General features: G+C 34.9%; 12 protein-coding genes and 1 pseudogene. 12 read left to right on the forward strand and 1 reads right to left on the reverse strand.

Translation table 11 applies throughout. From position 1 onward, the window contains the following. Positions 1 to 127: 127 nt before the first annotated feature. From ACNQGJ_RS08440 to ACNQGJ_RS08480, 9 genes and pseudogenes are all read left to right on the forward strand, one after another. Positions 128 to 2,338 carry a fasciclin domain-containing protein gene (locus ACNQGJ_RS08440; RefSeq protein ID WP_417973708.1) on the forward strand — a complete coding sequence of 737 codons (2,211 nt, stop codon included), beginning with the start codon at positions 128 to 130 and terminating at the stop codon, positions 2,336 to 2,338. A gap of 1 nt (position 2,339) precedes the next feature. Beyond that, positions 2,340 to 5,621, forward strand: coding sequence for a SusC/RagA family TonB-linked outer membrane protein (locus ACNQGJ_RS08445; RefSeq protein WP_417973710.1), 3,282 nt, complete (start codon positions 2,340 to 2,342; stop codon positions 5,619 to 5,621). Positions 5,622 to 5,639: 18 nt separating this feature from the next. Continuing rightward, a complete protein-coding gene (locus ACNQGJ_RS08450; RefSeq protein ID WP_417973712.1) occupies positions 5,640 to 7,151 on the forward strand; it encodes a RagB/SusD family nutrient uptake outer membrane protein in 1,512 nt (503 codons plus the stop codon). 10 nt (positions 7,152 to 7,161) lie between these two features. Next, on the forward strand, positions 7,162 to 8,958 hold the full coding sequence (locus ACNQGJ_RS08455; protein ID WP_417973714.1) for a fasciclin domain-containing protein: 1,797 nt from the start codon (positions 7,162 to 7,164) through the stop codon (positions 8,956 to 8,958). Positions 8,959 to 9,006: 48 nt separating this feature from the next. After that, positions 9,007 to 10,482 (forward strand): fasciclin domain-containing protein, encoded by a 1,476-nt coding sequence (locus ACNQGJ_RS08460; protein WP_417973716.1) that lies wholly within the window; start codon positions 9,007 to 9,009, stop codon positions 10,480 to 10,482. 20 nt (positions 10,483 to 10,502) lie between these two features. Beyond that, entirely contained in the window at positions 10,503 to 13,694 is a 3,192-nt protein-coding gene (locus tag ACNQGJ_RS08465) for a SusC/RagA family TonB-linked outer membrane protein (RefSeq protein ID WP_417973718.1), read from the forward strand. A gap of 85 nt (positions 13,695 to 13,779) precedes the next feature. Further along, entirely contained in the window at positions 13,780 to 15,471 is a 1,692-nt protein-coding gene (locus tag ACNQGJ_RS08470) for a RagB/SusD family nutrient uptake outer membrane protein (RefSeq protein WP_417973720.1), read from the forward strand. A 72-nt stretch (positions 15,472 to 15,543) separates the two neighbouring features. Next, the gene (locus ACNQGJ_RS08475; RefSeq protein ID WP_417973722.1) at positions 15,544 to 15,747 is read left to right on the forward strand and encodes a hypothetical protein; all 204 of its coding nucleotides are present in this window, start codon (positions 15,544 to 15,546) and stop codon (positions 15,745 to 15,747) included. Between the two features lie 17 nt (positions 15,748 to 15,764). Then, a pseudogene (locus ACNQGJ_RS08480) lies at positions 15,765 to 15,977 on the forward strand (IS3 family transposase); the annotation flags it as partial. Here the strand turns inward: ACNQGJ_RS08480 and ACNQGJ_RS08485 are convergent. Continuing rightward, positions 15,970 to 16,887, reverse strand: coding sequence for a LysR family transcriptional regulator (locus ACNQGJ_RS08485; protein ID WP_417973726.1), 918 nt, complete (start codon positions 16,885 to 16,887; stop codon positions 15,970 to 15,972). The pseudogene ACNQGJ_RS08480 and the gene ACNQGJ_RS08485 overlap by 8 nt on opposite strands. A gap of 275 nt (positions 16,888 to 17,162) precedes the next feature. Here ACNQGJ_RS08485 and ACNQGJ_RS08490 point away from each other — a divergent pair, with 275 nt between their 5' ends. From ACNQGJ_RS08490 to ACNQGJ_RS08500, 3 genes are read left to right on the forward strand one after another with little or no spacing between them, the layout of a single operon-like run. Continuing rightward, positions 17,163 to 17,465 (forward strand): hypothetical protein, encoded by a 303-nt coding sequence (locus ACNQGJ_RS08490; protein WP_417973728.1) that lies wholly within the window; start codon positions 17,163 to 17,165, stop codon positions 17,463 to 17,465. Beyond that, positions 17,458 to 18,294, forward strand: coding sequence for a DUF6671 family protein (locus tag ACNQGJ_RS08495; RefSeq protein ID WP_417973729.1), 837 nt, complete (start codon positions 17,458 to 17,460; stop codon positions 18,292 to 18,294). The genes ACNQGJ_RS08490 and ACNQGJ_RS08495 overlap by 8 nt, the downstream gene beginning before the upstream one ends. Before the next feature lie 3 nt (positions 18,295 to 18,297). After that, on the forward strand, positions 18,298 to 19,257 hold the full coding sequence (locus ACNQGJ_RS08500) for an L-threonylcarbamoyladenylate synthase (protein WP_417973731.1): 960 nt from the start codon (positions 18,298 to 18,300) through the stop codon (positions 19,255 to 19,257). Positions 19,258 to 19,259: the final 2 nt, after the last annotated feature.

A 19,259-nucleotide genomic window follows, 5' to 3' on the forward strand; every position in this document is an offset into this window, starting at 1 on the left:
GACAAAAAAACAGGATAGAGCAGGATAGAAGTAGTAATCTGAACATATACATTTGAAAATGTTACTATTCATAAAACAGTTAAAAAAAGTATAAATATTTGTCCAAAATTTTTTAAGTTAATCTATAATGAAGAAAAAAATTAATTACTATTTACTTGTGCTTCCGTTTCTAGCTTTCTTGACTAGTTGTAGTCAGGACGTGTTTGACGAATACTATGCTCGTCCGGAAGGTCTGGAAGCTCCTATTTACCAACAACTGGAGGCGCGAGGCAATTTTAGTAACTTGAAGGCTCTAATAGGAAAAGCGGGCTACAAAGATATTTTGAGCAAAGCAGGATATTGGACTATGATGGCTCCTAATGATGATGCGTTTACAAAATTCTTTCAGGAAAAAGGAATTTCGAATGTGACAGCCATTGATTCAGCTACTGCGGCAAAAATTGTAAGGTACGCTCTGATATATAATGCCTTTCGAGAAGAGCGGCTCTCGGATTATCAATCATCAAAAGGATGGATAGTAGATAATGCCTTTCGAAGAAGAACAGCATTTTATGATGGATTTCTGAGTAAAACTATAAACGGTCAACCCAAAGTGATAGTTGGCTCTAATCGTAATGGTTCTATCAACTATATTTCTGGCGATAATAATAATAAGTATATTACTTATTTTACAAAGGAATATTTTACAGCTAAAGGCTTAAGTTCTTATGATTTTAATTATTTCTATCCTAGTAAAGAATATACAGGATTTAATGTTTTGGATTCAAAAGTGACCGAGGCTGATATCATTGCTGAAAATGGGGTTGTTCATCAGGTAGATAAAGTACACCTTCCACTAGAGAATATTGATCAGTATCTGGAGCAAAATAGTAATTACAGTCTGTTTCGTAGTTTGCTAGAAAATAATCTGGTTACTTATGTTTTTAATCAAACTGCTACAACAACTTATCGTAATTATAGTGGAAAATTGGATGATGTTTTCGTTAAAGTGTATGATCCTGCTTTAGTATTTGCACCTAATAATGAAAATTATCTTAAAATAGACGATAATGATGGTCAAGCTGATGCTTATACTATGATTGTTCCTGAAAATGCTGTTTTGCAGAATTTCATAACTACTATTTTGCTTAAGAATTATTCATCTCTTGATAAACTACCTAGATATGTTTTTCAAGATCTAATAAATGCGCACATGGTACAAGGTGCGGTGTGGCCAAGTATGAAAGGGAATTTTATTAATGGTTTAAACGAGGATTTACGATTTGATTTCAATAGTAATATTACGGATAAAAAAGTTTTAAGTAACGGATTTTTTTATGGTTCTAACGCAGTGCAAAAATCAAATTTATTTTTTAGTGTTTATACTTCTGCTTATTTAGATCCTAAATATAGTTTTGCCACTAGAATATTTAATGACGGTTCAGGTTATCGGGAAATGATTAGTAATATAAATAAAAAATTTACAATTTTCTTACCATCTGACGCGATATTGAGAAGCCTTGGTTATGAATACGATGCTAACCGTTTGTATTGGGTTTATGTTTCTCCAACCAATGGAGCAACCATAACGGGAACTAATGCTAGAAATAGATTATTAAGACTTTTTTACAATTGTATTGTGTATACGCCTAATGGAGAGTTAGATAATATTGCCACTACTTCAGGAATTATTCGTACGGGCGATAGTGATCTTCCTGGTGAATATATAAAATGGAGCAATAACAAAATTTACGCAGCGGGTAATGTAGCATTAGGTACTGCTGTTAATGTTACAGGAAAAGAAGTACAACAGAATGGAGTAGCTTATTATGTAGATAATCTGCCTCAATATTCGGAGGAATTACAAGGTTTAGTAATCAAGCGTTTAGCAGCAAGTAATACACAATTTAATACCTTTTATCAATATTTATTAAAATCTTCAATATATAACGCAACTACTGGCAAAATTGAGGGCGTTGATTTAGGTACATCGTATACTTTTATAGTGCCCAATACTGCAGCTATTGCAAGAGCCGTAACGGCTGGAGTGCTTCCTTCTAATCCTGCTACAACAATACAGGGAGAAAGAGATTTGATTGCCGATTTTATCCATTACCATATCATATCTAATAAGACAGCTTCAAGTGACGGACTTGTTACCGGGCAGTATGAAACATTAAGAAAAAATACTCGAGGGGATAAAACTTATGTTGAAATAATTAGCATACCTGGTACATTATCATTTAAAGATAATTCAGGAAATAATGCGGCTGCTAAATTTATTACAGCCAGTAGTAATAACCTAGCAGATAGGTCCTTAGTCCATTTAGTAGACAACTATCTTAAATTTACCGAATAAAATGAAACAAAAAATTACAAATATATTTTGCAGTTTTACAATTGCCCTTGTTTTGCTGACAGCTATACCGGCATTAGCGCAACAGCCTACTTCTGCTACTTTGGTTCGGGGTCAGGTATTAGATGCAGCGGATAATTTAAGTATTCCTGGAGCAACAGTTGTTGAACAAGATGCTGAGAATCGTACTGTAGGGGGAGTAATAACTGATTCTGACGGAAATTTTGCATTACGTGTTAAAAATCCAAATAATAAATTATTTATTTCAACTATTGGTTATAAATCTCAAAGTGTGCCTATTAATGGCAGACAATCCATTAAGATTAAATTGGTTTCCAGTATTGAATCATTAAAGGAGATTGTTATTACCTCTACTAAGTCCTCAGATAATGGAATAATGAAAATTGCTGATCGTGACCGAACTACCAGTGCTGTCAGTATCAACGCTGCGGATTTAGAAAATACTCAAGCGGCCTCTATTGATGAGGCTTTACAAGGGCGTTTGTCTGGTGTCGATATCACAGCAACTAGTGGGGATCCTGGTGCTGGGATGCAAATACGTATTCGTGGAACATCTTCTATCACTGGTTCTTCTGACCCTTTGATAGTGGTTGATGGTATGCCTTTCGAAACTTCAATTCCGCAAGATTTCAACTTTGGTTCTGCTGATGAAAATGGTTATGCGGCTTTATTAAATATTGCGCCTTCAGATATAGAAACGATTACTATTTTGAAAGATGCTGCTGCTACTGCTATTTGGGGGTCTCGGGCTGCCAGTGGCGTTTTATTGATTACCACTAAACGCGGGGGAGTTAGTGCACCAAAAATCAACTATTTTTTTAAAGGAACTTATGCTGAGTTACCTCCAACTATTCCAATGTTAAATGGAGATCAATACTCACAATTGATTCCTGAAGAATTTATGAACAGAAATGGGGTGCCTTTGAATACATTAAATGTGAAGGAATTTCTATACGATCCACAAGAAGTTTATTTTTATAAGAACTATAGTCAAAATACCAATTGGGTAGGTGCTATTTCTCAACCAGCTTTTACGGGAGAGCACAACCTTGCTGTATCAGGGGGAGGGCAAAAAGCAAGATATTACACCTCCGTGGGTTATTATAAAGGAAAAGGGGTGACTGTAGGTACTAGTTTTGAAAGAATGAATGCCCGATTAAATTTAGACTACGTAGTTTCAGATCGTATTAAATTTAAAACGGATTTGTCGTATTCGTACACCGATACACAACGTAATTATTCTAATTCAAAGGATTCTGATGACCGACTAAGAGGTGTTGCCTACACTAAAATGCCTAATATGAGTATTTATGAGTATGATGCAATGGGAAATCTTACTCCAAATTATTTCTCTCCAGCTACAAACATTCAAGGTACTTATGGTGGAACTTACAATCCGTTAGCTATGGCTGATTATGCGACTAATGATCAAGTTGGAGTTCGTGTAGTTCCTCACTTTAATTTGAGTGTAGATATTATTCCTAAAGTTTTAATGTCAACTTTTGACCTTCAATTTGATTTTAACAGTACCAAGGCTAAATCATTTTTGCCACAAAATGCAACAGGTCGTCCTTTCACAGAAACAGTAGTAAATAGAGCTTCTGATGCTGATATTGATGCCTCTAGTGTTATTACAAAAACGAATTTTATTTATACACCAACTATAGGGATAAACCAAACTTTTCAAACTGTTTTGTCGTTACAATCTCTTGATTCTCGGTATACCTCGCATCAAGCATTAACCTCAAATACGGCTTCGTCGTTGCTTACAGATCCATCAAATCCGTCCAGAACACAAAATTCGGATTTGGCTTTGTTTACGAATAATATTCAATCCAGAAGTGTTGGTGCAGTGATAAGTGCTCAATATGGTTTGTTAGATCGTTATATTGTGAATGTTGGTTTGCGTGCTGATGGTAATTCAAAATTTGGTGCTAATAACAGATATGGTTATTTCCCTTCTATATCCACTCGTTGGAGAATTTCAGGGGAGTCATTTATGCAAAAATTAGATTATGTAGATGATTTAAGTATGAGGCTTAGTTATGGACATTCCGGTAGAGCACCTCGTTATGATTATCGTTATTTTAATATTTATGATAACTATGATAGTCAGTATTTAGGAGTTAATGGAGTTGTCCCAGTAAATATGGAGTTAACTAATTTACGTTGGGAGACAATAATTGGTAAAAACCTAGGGTTCAACTTACAATTGTTTAATAAACGTTTGTCTATTGATGCCGAAATATATCAAAATACTACTAAAGATTTGCTTTTTGAAAATCTTGCTTTAAGTACCGTTTCAGGATTTAATTCTATTTCTGATCAAAACGTAGGAACAATGGAAAACACAGGATGGGAAATAGGGCTTAATACTACTCCGTACAAATCAGGAAAATGGAAAGTAGATTTTAATTTTAATATTTCGGGTAATAGAAATACGATTACAGAGATCTCTGAGTATTATCCAAGTGAATTTGGAAACACCGATAGAAATGGTGAGTTCAAGCGTTTTCTTCAAGTGGACAATCCTTTTGGTTCCTTTTATGGATATAAATTCAAAGGAGTTTATACTGATCTTGAGGCAACAAAAGCCAGAGATGCCAGCGGGAATGTGATTATAGGACCTAATGGTCAAGAAGTATTGATGCGTTTCAATTATCCTAATACGGATTACGTGTTTCAACCAGGAGACGCTATTTATGAGGATATTAACAAGGATGGAAACATTGATAGTCGTGACGTAGTGTATTTAGGGAACAGTAATCCTAAATTATCAGGAGGTTTTGGCCCAAATGTAAGTTTAAACAACCAATGGAAATTAAATCTTTTCTTTACGTACCGTCTAAACTACGATGTTATAAATGGAACTGACATGAGAACTACTAATATGTATGGATACAGTAATCAAAGTACAGCGGTTTTATCAAGATGGCGTAATCCAGGAGATGTGACTAATATGCCGAGAGCTGTTTATGGTGCTGGATATAACTGGTTAGGTTCTGATCGTTATGTAGAGGATGCTTCATTTGTTCGTCTTCGTTCCGTTACCGTTAGTTATAATTTAGGACAGAATCTATTGAAAAAATTAAATTTAGAAGATTTAAGGTTTTATCTGACAGCTGATAACTTGTATACTTTTACAAAATACAAAGGACAAGATCCTGAGGTGAGTATGGGGCCTGGGCCTTTTGGTATGGCGATAGATAATGCTGCTACACCACCTACTAAACGTTTCACATTTGGTCTTACAACTAGTTTTTAAATAAAAAATATTTGATTTATGCAAACTAAAATAAAAACAATATTAGCAATCTTTATCCTTTTCGTTTCGGCAAGTTCGTGCGATGATTATTTAGATTTACGCCCTCAGGACGGAATTGTTCGTGATGAATTCTGGAAAACTAAAGAGGACATACAAGCTGCCGTGATAGGAATCTATTCGTCGATGCTAACCTCTCCTCCAGGAGTGAGAGATTTAACAATGACCCAATATTTATTTATGTATGGGGAATTGAGAGGTGGTATGGTGGTTGAAGATATATTTGTAACCGAGGATGAGAGAGATATTATTAACACTAATATCCTTGCATCTAATGATTTAACTAGTTGGGCTGCGTTTTACAGAACGATCAATTATTGTAATACAGTAATTGATTTAGCGCCTGCGGTTAAAAAAGTAGATCCAACCTTAACGGATAAGCAATTAAAATATTTTCTTTCCGAAGCCTTGGCAATTAGAGGGTATTTGTACTTTACATTGGCACGTACTTTTAAAGATGTACCATTAAAATTAACGGCTACTTTAAGTGATCAAGATAATTTTCAAATTCCGGCTAGTCCACAAAGTGAAGTTTTTGCTCAAGTAATTAAAGATTTGAAATTAGCGGATGAATATGCTGTTGAAGAGTATGGAGATATTGCTTCAAACAAAGGGCGTATAACAACGTACGCTATTAATGCAATGTTAGCGGATGTTTATTTATGGACAGAAGATTATCAATCAGCTCTTGCAGCGACCAAAAAGGTGACCGATTCAGGAAAATTTAAATTGGTAGAAGCTTCGGCTAGTACATGGTTTAATACCGTATTTGCTAAAGGAAATTCGACTGAAAGTATTTTTGAATTTCAATACACCGCATCTAATCGAGGACCATTTTATAATATGTTTCTACTAAGACCAGAATTTAAAGCGGATGGACTTTTGATGGAGAATGTTTTTGGAATTGATTTTGATGATCCTGTTAATAAAAAAGATATTCGTGGGGATAGAGCATCATTAGTTGGCGCAACAGGCGAAATTTATAAATTCACTGGTTTGAATAGTGATGATCGAAAAGCCTTGCAAGATTCTGATACGCATTGGTTTGTGTATCGTTATGCTGATGTGATGTTGATGCAAGCTGAAGCACAGGCAAGAATAGGAGGGAATGATAATGGGCTGGCTGCAATTAAGAATATTACTGATATTCGAATTAACCGTAAAGCCCTTCCGCAAACAGCGCAAGTTGTTGGTTCAAGTGATACTAACGGTATTATTGATTACATATTAGCGGAACGTGCCCGTGAATTGGCTTTTGAAGGAAAACGGTGGTATGATGTATTGCGTGTTGCCCGAGCTAACAACTACGAACGTAAACAGTTGTTAATTGATTTAGCTGTCGCGACTGCACCAGCAAATCAACAACAATCAATTATTGCAAAATTAAGGGATTCAAACAGTCACTATTTACCTATTAATACGTATGAACTTTATACTAATAAAGCGCTGGTACAAAATCCATTTTATAAATAAAAAATAAGTCATGAAAAGATTTTTAAGATTGCCTAGCCTATTGAGACTTACTTTAGTATTTTTTACAACTATACTGTTTCTGAACTGTACTCAAGAAAAGATTAAAGAAAGTACTGATGAAACTCTTAACATAACCGAATATTTAAGAGCGAATGCTGATTATTCTATGTTTTTAGAAATTCTGGATATAACGAATTATGCTTCTTTTATGAATACGTATGGTACGTATACCTTATTTCTTCCTACTAACGATGCTGTAAAGCAATATTTAACAGATATTGGTGCTACTTCATTAAAGGAAGTGCCATTAGTAGATTTACAAAATATAGCTAAACTGCATATTTTAGATAAAAAAATTAGTACTACTGATTTTACTGATGGGAAAATAGCAACGCCTACCTTATATGGTCAATATTTAATAACTGGAGCAGCTAATAGTAATGGCGTTTCTAGTACAACGATCAATAAAACATCAAATATTGTTGCTTCTAACGTAGTAGCAGGGAACGGCGTGATCCATGTCATTGATAAAGTGTTGCGGGTTGCCAATAAAACTTTGGCACAAACTATAGAAGCTGATCCAAATCTATCTTTATTTACTGAAGTTTTAAAAGCTACTGGATGGTATGAGAAACTAAATCAACCAATTACTTATGATGCTAATAAAGTGGGTAGTTTTTTTACAGTTTTAACACAATCTAATGCCGTATTTGAAAATACTACATGGAAAAACCCTAAAAATAATGTTACAATTAAATTAAATACTTTAGACAATTTAAAACTAAGATACAGTCATTTAGGAGATCCTACGAAAGCTGCAGATAGTTTGAATTTGTATGTACAATATCGTGTAATACCTGGTTTAAGTTATTTAGCTGATTTTGCAACAACCCCAGTGTTTATAACAAAGGCTCCGTTGGAAGTAATTAGTTCAAAATTAGTTAAACAAGATATTTTATTAAATGAAGATGTTTTTAATGGAATACTTGAAAAAGGGGTTGGTATTATAAGAAATAGTAGTGACGAGACTTCTTCTAATGGAGTACTGCATTATGTGGATGGAAATTTCTCAATTAAAAAGCGTCTTGCATCACCCGTTTATTTTGATTTATGTAATCAACCAGAAATGGCTGCAAATGTTGCTAATTATAGAAAAGTTGGAGGAGTACCTTTCGGTTTTGTATATGGAGGACTTAGTGATGTTACCTGGACAGGAAATAAAACATATCTTATGGATTGGAATCCGTACGGTGGAGCATTTAATGGAGATCTTTTTAGGATTTTTCGTTTTCGTACTGGTTCAGGAGGTTTGAATGATGTTGAATTTAAAACTCCGGTAATTATTAAAGGGCGTTATAAAATATGGGTTTCTTATCGTCAAAATTCGAGAGGATCTAGTAATACAAAGGTATTTTTTGATGGTGTACAAACGTCTAGAATTCTCAATCAGAAAGAATCTCCAAATGACCCTAGTAATCTTACAACAGGTATAGTTGATAGAGTGCTAGAGTCGCAAGGTTACAAACGTTATATCTATCCACATGTTCAAGCAGATCAGCTTTATTCCAGACTGGTAGGTATTGTAGAAGTACCAACAACGGGTAGACATACAATTAAATTTACTACAGATGCTTGTGCAGGGTGCGGTGGGGCCGATGCCGATAGGTTGGACATGGTTGAATTACGTCCAGTAGAGATGGATCAGATATGGCCAAAATTTAAAAAAGGTTTTCCAGTACCAGGCACTAGTAATTTAGTTCAAAGAGAAGATGCCACAAAAGGCGATAATAGCAATAGTGGTTATTAAAAGTATAAAAGTATAAAAGTGTACAAGTACAAACTTAATCAAGTAAAAATGATCGTATTAAATTTAAATTATAAAAGACTATTGGTTAGTTTGTTAACTATAGCCTTAGTCTCCTGTTCTAATCCTTGGGATGATCGTGAGGATATTGACGATGCCAATCTAGGTTTTAATCTTAGCGAGGCAATAACCAAAACAGCCGAAACATCCCAATTTGGAAAGTTATTAGTCCAAACGGGTTATGATAAAGTATTAGCTGCCTCAAAAACCTATACCGTTTTTGCTCCTACTAATGAAGCAATGGCTCAGGTTGATGGAGCAATATTGAATGATCCTGGAGCTGTTAAGCAATTTGTGGCCAATCATATAGCTTTAATCGCTTACTCTTCTGTAAGAAGTGGTGAGCAAACACAAATAAAAATGTTTAGTGATAAATACTTAACATTCAAAGGAACTACCATGATTGATGACGCTACTATTGTAACGGCGGATCACTATGCGGCTAATGGAGTGTTTCATATCATTAATAAATCATTGACTCCAAAATTAAATATTTGGCAATACATCATTTCTCAAACTGGTGTTTCGGCAACGAGCGATTTCTTATTGAGCTTAAAAGGTTTTAGTATTTATAAAGCTGATATTGATGCTAAAGCCTTGTCGGTTGAAAGGGGTGTAGGTTATCTTGCTGATTCATTATCGAATTCGTACTTAAAAAATGTTTATAATTTGAATAACGAGAAAAATTCGTATACGTTATTCTTGATGCAAGATGCTGGCTATAATGCTGAAGTGGATAAGATGAAACCTTATTTAATTAAAACATCAAATGTCCCTACAACTGATTCAACAGCAATTTATTCAAGGTATTTTACATTAAGAGATATGGCTTTTCCAAAAAAGTACGAATTAAATGAATTACCTGCTACTTTAACATCAAGATTTGGAATAGAAGTTCCTATCGACAAGGCCCAAATTGTTGGAAAGCCTATCCGTTTGAGTAATGGTATCGTTTACATCATGAAAAAAGTAGATATTCCTTTAACAAAACGTTTAGTGACTACAAAAATTGAAGGAGAAAAGAATATTAGTTACTTTAATGGAGGTCTTGGTGCGATTTATTATCGTGATAAAAAAGATCCATTTGGAGTGTTATTCAATGATATCATTGTACAAAACCCCGGCACGGCAAGGTTTATGTTGAATTATAATGCGAAAGATTTATACAGTACTACTTATAAAGTCTATTGGAGAGCAATAAACGATTTCCAGACCAATGTGGTGCAACAAAGTTTAAATTTTTATGGGAAGTATTTAATTACCAATAATACTGTTTCTGATTTTATTGGGACTTTAGGTCCTATAAGTGTTCAACCCAATTTTTATGATGAAGTATATATTGGCGAATTTACACTAGACAAGGCGCGCAATATCGAATTGATTTCATTGATTGCTGCTAATACTACCGTAAATGGGAACAACTCCCTCACTCTTGATTATTTGAAATTTGTTCCTGTCCTTAAATAATATTCTATAAAAAATTAGTTATGCTAAAAATTATAAAACTAACCTGCTTAGTAAGCATGTTTTTTGTCGGGGAGCTCTATGTGCCGTTGTACGCACAAGAGACTCAGGATTCAACAGCTACTGCAATCACAACAATAAATAAAAAAGTAAAAGGAATTTTAGTTAAAGGCGTTGTCAAAAATGCAAAAACCAAAGTTGCTTTATCAGGAATAAACATCGCTGTCGAACGATTTTCGGCAGCCATTACTAATGATGATGGTAGCTTTGAAATTAGAGTGCCAAATTTAGAAGCAATACTTAAAATTAGTAGTGAGGATTTTCAAGCTAAAGTATATGCTTTAAAGAGACAAGAGTCAGGGATAGAAATATTCCTTAGTGAGCCATATTATGCTCCAGCTTATCAAATCGCTAATCTTCCTTCTGGAGACAAAATTCAATTTGATAATACGGGTGCAACTAGCGTTGTTAATTTCAAAAAAAATCAATGGTCTAGTCCCGTAAATGAGTCTATTGGAGGTTTCCTTCAAGGAAAAGTGGCCGGGTTAAACACTGTTAGGAACTCTGGTACTTCTGGAGCGGGTACCTATTTATCACTACGTGGTTTTAATTCATTGTATGCAACTAATAAGCCATTAATTATAGTAGATGGAATGATCTATGAGGATGAAGATTATGGATCAGGAATTGTTCAAAATAATATTTCTTCTCCTCTAACTAATATAGATGTAAAAGACATAGAGGATGTAACTGTTATTAAGGACGGCTCTTCACTATATGGAAGCAAAGGAGCTAATGGAGTAATTAATATTACTACTACTCGTGCTACTGAATTATCAACTAAAATTGATTTTACTATGTATGGAGGAATAAATCAAGTTCCTGATCAGTTGCCTTTGCTAGATGCCGGTGGTTACCGTACGCATCTATCTCAATTAGAAGCTTCTCGTGGTCTTTCGCAACAGCAAGTTGCTGCATTGCCTTATATGAACGATAATGTAGGTTCTGTAGGGTATTATAAATACCACAATAATACGAATTGGCAAGATCAAGTTTTTAAGGCAAGTACAAATCAAAATTATTTTTTAAAAGTTCGTGGAGGAGATGATATAGCAAAGTTTGGTTTGTCTGTAGGTTATCTTGATAGTAAGGGGATTGTTCAACAAACCAATACTACAAGATACAGCACACGTTTAAATGCAGCATTAAGATTATCAGAGAAACTTATTGTAGATGCTAATCTGTCTTTTATTAATAATACTCAGAATCAATGGGATCAAGGATTTGCCTACAAAACAAGTCCTATTTATTTAGCACTTACTAAGTCACCATTTTTAAATCAGCATAATATTGATGACGCTGGTGAAGTATCGCCAAATTTAGCTGATGTAGATTATTTTAATGTAAGTAACCCAAATGCGATTTTAAAGAATGGTTTTGGAACGAACAATAATTACCGCTTCTTTGGTAATTTTAAATTCAACTATACTTTAAATAGTGCTTGGAATATTAATTCTATCTTAGGATTAACATTTAATAAAGAAAGAGAAACCTTTTTTATTCCAGATTATGGAGTAGCTAATATTGTTCTTCCCACTGCTATAGGAACGAATCGTTCAGGAAGTGAAGTTCAAAGTTACAAAAGTCTTTACACAGATACTTATGCTAACTACTTTAAAAATTTTAATAATGACCACAACTTAGAGGTTCGTTTTGGAATTAGAACTCAAAGTAATAAATCAGAAAGTGATTTAGGTTTAGGGTACAATTCTTCTACGGATGATTTTAAAAGTGTAAGTGCTGGATCAAACTTGCTACGTCAAGTAGGAGGAGCCTTAGGAGAATGGAATTGGTTAAATGTTTATGGCAGCGCAAATTACAACTATCGTCATAAATATTTCTTGACAACAAGTTATGCGGTTGATGGATCAAGTAGATTTGGAGATGAAAAGTCAAATGGCGCTGATAAATTTGCATTGTTGACTTCCATAACGGGAGCTTGGTTAGTGTCATCTGAAGGTTTTATGAAAAATTTAAAGGCTATTGATTATTTAAAGCTTAGAGCTAGTTATGGCCATAGCGGTAATGATGATATTGGAAACTTTACTGCACAACAATATTATGTCTCTCAAAATTTATTAGGTGTACAAGGTCTGGTTAGAGGAAATATTGGAAATCCAAACTTAGAGTGGGAAACTGTAAAAAAATTCAATTTAGGAGCTGATTTAGGTATAATGAGTGAGCGTATTAATGCTTCATTTGATGTGTTTTCCAATACAACTGAGAACATGATTATTTATGAAACTGTTAGCAATACCAGTGGATTTGATTATGCTGTTTCCAATAGTGGGGCAATGCGTACTTTAGGGGCCGAATTGGCATTAAAAGTACGTGTAATTAATTCTGCTGATTTTACTTTTGATGTTGATTTAAATTTAAGTCGTTACAAAAACGAAATTCAAAGCTTGCCAAATGGTGATATACTTACTCAATTTGCTGGAGCTACATATTTGACATCAGAAGGTAAAGATGCTAATTTATTCTATGGTTTAAATAGTACCGGAGTATATAATACTACTGCTGAAGCTACTACAGCGGGTTTAAATAAGCGTTTGTCAAATGGTGAATTAGTTCCTTTTACAGCTGGTGATATGCGATTTACAGATACTAATAATGATCAGATAATTGATAACAAGGACCGTGTGGTCATTGGGAATCCTAATCCAGAGGTAACGGGTAGTTTTGCCACTAATATTACTTACCAGCGTTTTAGTCTTCAGGGATTGTTTAATTTCTCGATGGGGAATGACATTTATAATGGATTGCGTTACAATCTGGAAAAAATGAGTGGATACGAAAACCAAAGTACTGCTGTTGCTAATCGTTGGAGAGCAGAAGGTCAACAAACTAATATTCCAAAAGCAACTTGGGGAGATCCAATGGGGAATGCTGAATTTTCAAATAGATGGATTGAAGACGGTTCTTATTTAAGACTTAAAACGGTAGTCTTAGAATATGATTTTGCTGTAAACGACATGAAGCATGTTAAATATATCAAGCTTTATGCCAGTGCTAATAACTTGTTTACGTTCACTAAATATCTTGGGTACGATCCTGAATTCAGTGCTACTTCCTCTATATTTGGTCAAGGAACAGATATAGGTTTAGCGCCTCAGTTCAGAACATTGCAACTAGGACTACGTCTAGGACTTTAATTATTTACACCACAGAAATAACTTACAGATGATAACAACTATTAAAACAAAAACAACAAAAAACCTCATATCCAAACTATCAGTTATGGTGCTTCTACTTAGCCTAGGCTCTTGTTCTGACTATTTGGATGTACAACCCGAGGATAAGCTCACGGAAGATCAAGTATATCGAGATGTATTTGATGCTGATGCTGCCGTAATAGGGATTTACGGTAAATTCATGGCTCTCGCAGAAAAGCACGTAATTCTTAACGAAATGCGCGCGGATTTGATGACTACAACAAGAAATTCAAATCCTTATTTAAAGGAGTTGTCTGAGCATAATGTAACGGCAGAAAATCCATATATAAGTCCTAAGCAATTTTATGAAGTAATCCAAAATTGTAATGATGCGTTAAAAAATTTCGAAATCATGCTTGCTAATAAGAAATTTACTCAGGCGCAGTACGAGCAGCGTTACGCCGATGTGGGATGCATTCGTTCTTGGGTTTACTTGCAATTAGGGATACACTTTGGAAGTGTACCGTATATCACAGAGCCTATTGAAACGTTGGATGATGTTAAAAATATAAGTAAATATCCAAGAATTCCTCTTAGTGAACTCGTGGATAAACTGGTTGCTTTTACAGAAGGACTTACTTATAAAAAGCAATATGAAGCTGGAAGTAGTTTAGTAATAACGGTTGATGGTTATAATACGGCTAAATTTTTTATTAATAAGGAGTGTTTATTAGGAGATTTAAAACTTTGGAAAGGCGATTATTTAGCGGCAGCTTCACATTATAAAACTGTTTTGGAGACTGCGTCTACTAGCGGAAATGATGTTGAGCGTTATGAGGTGTATCGTATAAGTACTTTTGCGGGTAGTGGTAATAATGATTTACTTGTTAATTATACAAGAAGTCCTGATGCGACCACTTTGCTTAATACTGATACACAAGGTTGGAGGTCTATTTTTGCAAGAAGTAAAGATGCTGTATGGAATACCGAATGGATTTGGTCATTGCCTTTTGATAGTAGGTTTGCACCTTCAAATCCTTTTCTCTCTATTTTTTCAAAAACATCGGGTAATTATTTGGCTAAGCCATCACAACGTGCTATCGATCTTTGGAATAGTAATACCCAGATTAACGGTATTCCTTATGATGCACGTGGTTCAAAATTTACTTATAAGATGGTAAGTGGTGATCCTGTTATTATGAAATACCTTTACAAATATGAAACTGTTGCCGATCAGTTTAAGACCGAAGGAGATTGGTTTTTATATCGTGCAGAAAAATTGCATTTGCGTTTTGCTGAAGCTGCAAATAGAAATAATCAACATCGAATCGCCGATGCAATTTTAAATTATGGTATAAAAAGTGCTTATAATCGTGGGGGACTTAATAGTGCTACAGCTGATGTGACAAATGCTATGCAGACTAAGCAAGGTTTTCCTTATGATTTTGATGCGCGTCAAGGAGAATTTCCTTACTATAGAGCTAATTGGTATCGTGGTGGCGGTATTAGAGGTCGTGCCTATTTAACAAGAGCTGCAGTAGTTGGGGATAGTCTAATTTCAATTGAAAATAACATCATTGATGAAGCTGCTTTGAATTTGGCTTACGAAGGAAACCGTTGGGAAGATTTAGTGCGTATTGCAAGACGTAGAAATGATCCAGCTTTCTTAGCAGATAAAATCTATGATAAACTTAGCAAGGAAGGAAATTCCCATGCTGCCACAGCAAGAGCTAAATTAATGAATGTTAATAACTGGTACTTGCCGTTTTCTTGGTAATTAGATTAAATAATTTATAGAAAAGAGGTTTGTTGGTACTTACCGATATACCTTTTTGTTCGCAAATTTAACTTGAGCGATAGCAAACAGGCCAAGCAAACTACGTTTGGAGCTTGGAAAATGGCGGTTAAAAACCGAAATATTCGGGAAGGTTTAATTTTTTATATTGATAGAGGTGTCCAAGATGCGAGTAAAAAATTTATAAAAGTTCTTGACTCCTATAAAAAAATAACCCGCAGTATGAGTCGCAAAGAAAATGTTGCGACAATGCGGTAGCGGAAAGCTTTTTTAAATCCTTGAAAACTGAATTGATTTATGGAAATAAACTGATTTCTAATGAACAAATGAAACTGGAAATCCTTGAATACATTGAAATTTGGTACAACAGAAAAAGAAGACACTCTGTTTTGGATTCATTTTCTACTGTAAGTTTTAAATTGTATTGGAATAGGGAGTTTGTTCAAAGCAACCGTTTGATCCTTAGTTTTTCCTCTTGCACTATTTAATCCAGCTAAATTTTTGTTCAATAATTCTGGTTTTTTCTTCTTGAACAAATTTCAAGTATGCAGCGGCTACGGGTGAAAATTTCTTGCCTTTTAACCAGATTAAATTCCAGTTGGATCGAATAGGTAAGCCGTGTACAGCAATGATTTGCAAGTCACCATTATTGAGTTCATTTTTTATACCGATTATGGGCATAATAGAACATCCAAGTCCAGCTAGTACAGCTTGTTTTACCGCTTCATTAGTAGTGAGAACCATTTTATTTAGGACCGTCAATTGATTGTTTTCTATAAATTTTTCCATTACATATCTTGTTCCTGATCCTTGCTCACGATAAATCATCGGTAAGGTTTCGATAATTTTTTTATCTTGAATACCGTTCCCTATTTTTTGATCAATGTTAGCAATAAGGAAAAGGGCATTAGGCATAAGCTCCACTTTTTCAATTTGCAGCGTTTCTGGTAAAACGGAAACCAAGGAAAAATCAACTTCATTCCTTTCGAGATTTTTCAGTACTTTAGTCTTATTGGTCACATCCAAAATTAATTCGACTCCCTGATTTTGTTTTAAAAAATCGGATAAAAAATAAGGAATAACATACTTCCCTGTTGAGACTACGGAAATTTTTAATCTTCCCGCTAGCTGCCCCTTGAACGCCATTGTTTTATAGTTAATAGCATGTACTTCATTTAAAATTTTCTCGGCCGCTATAGATATTTCTTTACCAAAATCAGTTACATATAGTTTTCTGCCAATAACTTCTGTTAAGGGGACATCAAATTGGTCTTGAAAATTTTTTAACTGAATGGATACCGCTGGTTGTGAAAGATGCAGTTCCATCGCCGCCTTTGTGACGCTGTTGTTTTGGGTAATTTTTAAAAATACGTGTAACTGATGGAGCGTGTAATTCATAAATATTTTTTATGCAAATCATTACAAATATAAATAAAAATATATGAATATCCGATTTTACCTTTGTGAAAAATAAAGTAGGTATTATGAAAAATGAAAATAAGAACAAAAAAATACGTCTATTCTTGGCAATGGTTTGGCTAATCTGTGGAATACTCTTATCAATACGGGATCATCAAAACATGTTTTGTACAATTTTTTTAGGAACAGGGATCTTTTTTAGCAGCCACATGCTCATGAAGAATAAAAAATCAAATCTATTATAAAAAGAAGCCATGAAAAAAGAATATCAATTTAAATTAATAGAAGGTGAATTTGCACCATCAGAGGCAGGGAAAATTCTTTTTTCTTTGATCAACAGTAAAATTAATTTTCATAATTTGGAGACATTTAGCAACCAGATTCGAAATAATCAAGAAAATCCACACTCAAAAATTAGACTTGAAACTCTTTTAGCCTCTTCTGAATACATCAAAGAACTGATTGAAGAAGCTTCGTCAAAAGGTATGGAATTAAGAATTGACAGTGTTATTCAAATTGTTTTAACGACCAAAGTAAAGGCAGAATTGGATGTTTAAAAATAGAAAGTTGCTTATTGCAACAAAGCATCATAAAGAGATCGTGATTGTGCCAATTCTTGAAAAAGGTTTGGGCGTTCACTGTTTTGTACCTCAAAATTATGATTCGGATATTTTTGGAACTTTTACGGGAGAAGTGGAACGAGCGGCTAGCGCATTGGAAACCGTAAGAGCTAAATGTTTGGCGGCAATGGAAGAATTTGATTGCGATTTGGGAATAGCCAGCGAAGGCTCTTTTGGTTCGCATCCTTCTATTTTTTTTGCGCAGGCCGATGATGAGTTTTTAATTTTTATCGATAAAAAAAACGATTTAGAAATCATTGCCAGAGAACTTAGTTTGGAGACTAATTTTTATGGCGAAAACATCCATAGTAAAGATATGCTCTTGAATTTTGCCAATAGGATTCAATTTCCTAGCCATGCCATAATTTTGAGAACGAAGGCGGATGACCGTACTGCAATAATTAAAGGGATTACCACAGGGAGGCAATTAGAGGATTCTTTTCAACACCTAATGAGCGTTTATGGTAGTGTATATGCGGAAACGGATATGCGTGCGCTGTATAACCCCACCCGAATGAACGTGATTGAAAAAGCGACACAGAAATTATTGGAAACAATAAAAACAGCCTGTCCAAGTTGTAAAAGACCTGGTTTTAGTGTTACAGATGTAAAGCCGGGCTTGCCTTGTTCCTGCTGTTCAGCACCTACTCGTTCTACACTAAGTTTCATATACACCTGCCAGAAGTGCACTTTTAGTTCCCAAAAAATGCATCCTCATCAAAAAATAACCGAAGAACCCGGATATTGTGATGCCTGTAATCCTTAAATTATGAAATCAATATGTAATTCAATTTACAATGCCGTAGCGCTTTTAAATAACGACCAAATCATCGGTATTCCTACCGAAACAGTTTATGGTTTGGCCGCCAACATCTGCAGTTCTAAGGCGGTAGAGCGTATATTTGCGATTAAAAAACGGCCGTTTTTTAATCCGTTAATTGTTCACATAAAATCGGCAGCTTCTCTTTCTGAAATAGCGAGAGACATTCCTGAAAAAGCCTTTATGTTAGCGAAAGCTTTCTGGCCGGGACCTTTGACTTTAGTTTTAAAAAAGCAAATTGCCATTCCGGATTTAGTTACTGGTGGCAAAGATACGGTAGCAGTCAGAGTTCCAAATCATCCATTGACATTAGCGCTGCTGAATCAGTTAGCTTATCCTTTAGCGGCTCCAAGTGCTAATCCTTTTGGCTCTATTAGTCCAACCACGGCAGCACATGTCGCCGGCTATTTTGAAGAGGTGTTGCCAATGGTATTGGATGGGGGAGCTTGTCAAAAGGGAATAGAATCGACTATCATAGGATTTGAAAACGGAGAGCCTGTTGTATACCGCTTAGGTTCTTTGGCAATAGAGGATGTTGAATCAATTGTTGGGCCGATAAAAATGATTACCCATGATGATATTGCTCCAGCGGCACCAGGCATGTTTTCTAAACATTATGCCCCTTTAACGACCACTTTTTTGACAGTTGATGTGACGGAGAAGTTGAAAACGTTTCCGGATCAAAAAATAGGAGTTTTAGTATTCCAAAAAGGGATTGATGATCCAAGAATTGTACAACAGGAAATTTTATCTTCCACAGGAAATTTAGCAGAAGCAGCTTCGCAATTGTACGCTGCTTTGCATAGATTGGATAAGTGCCATCTCGACTGCATTATAGCGGAAAGATTTCCAGATGTTGGCTTAGGCAAAACAATAAACGATCGTTTAAAAAGAGCCACTAAAAAATAGAA

Source organism: Flavobacterium cryophilum (assembly GCF_048286555.1).
GTDB lineage: Bacteria > Bacteroidota > Bacteroidia > Flavobacteriales > Flavobacteriaceae > Flavobacterium.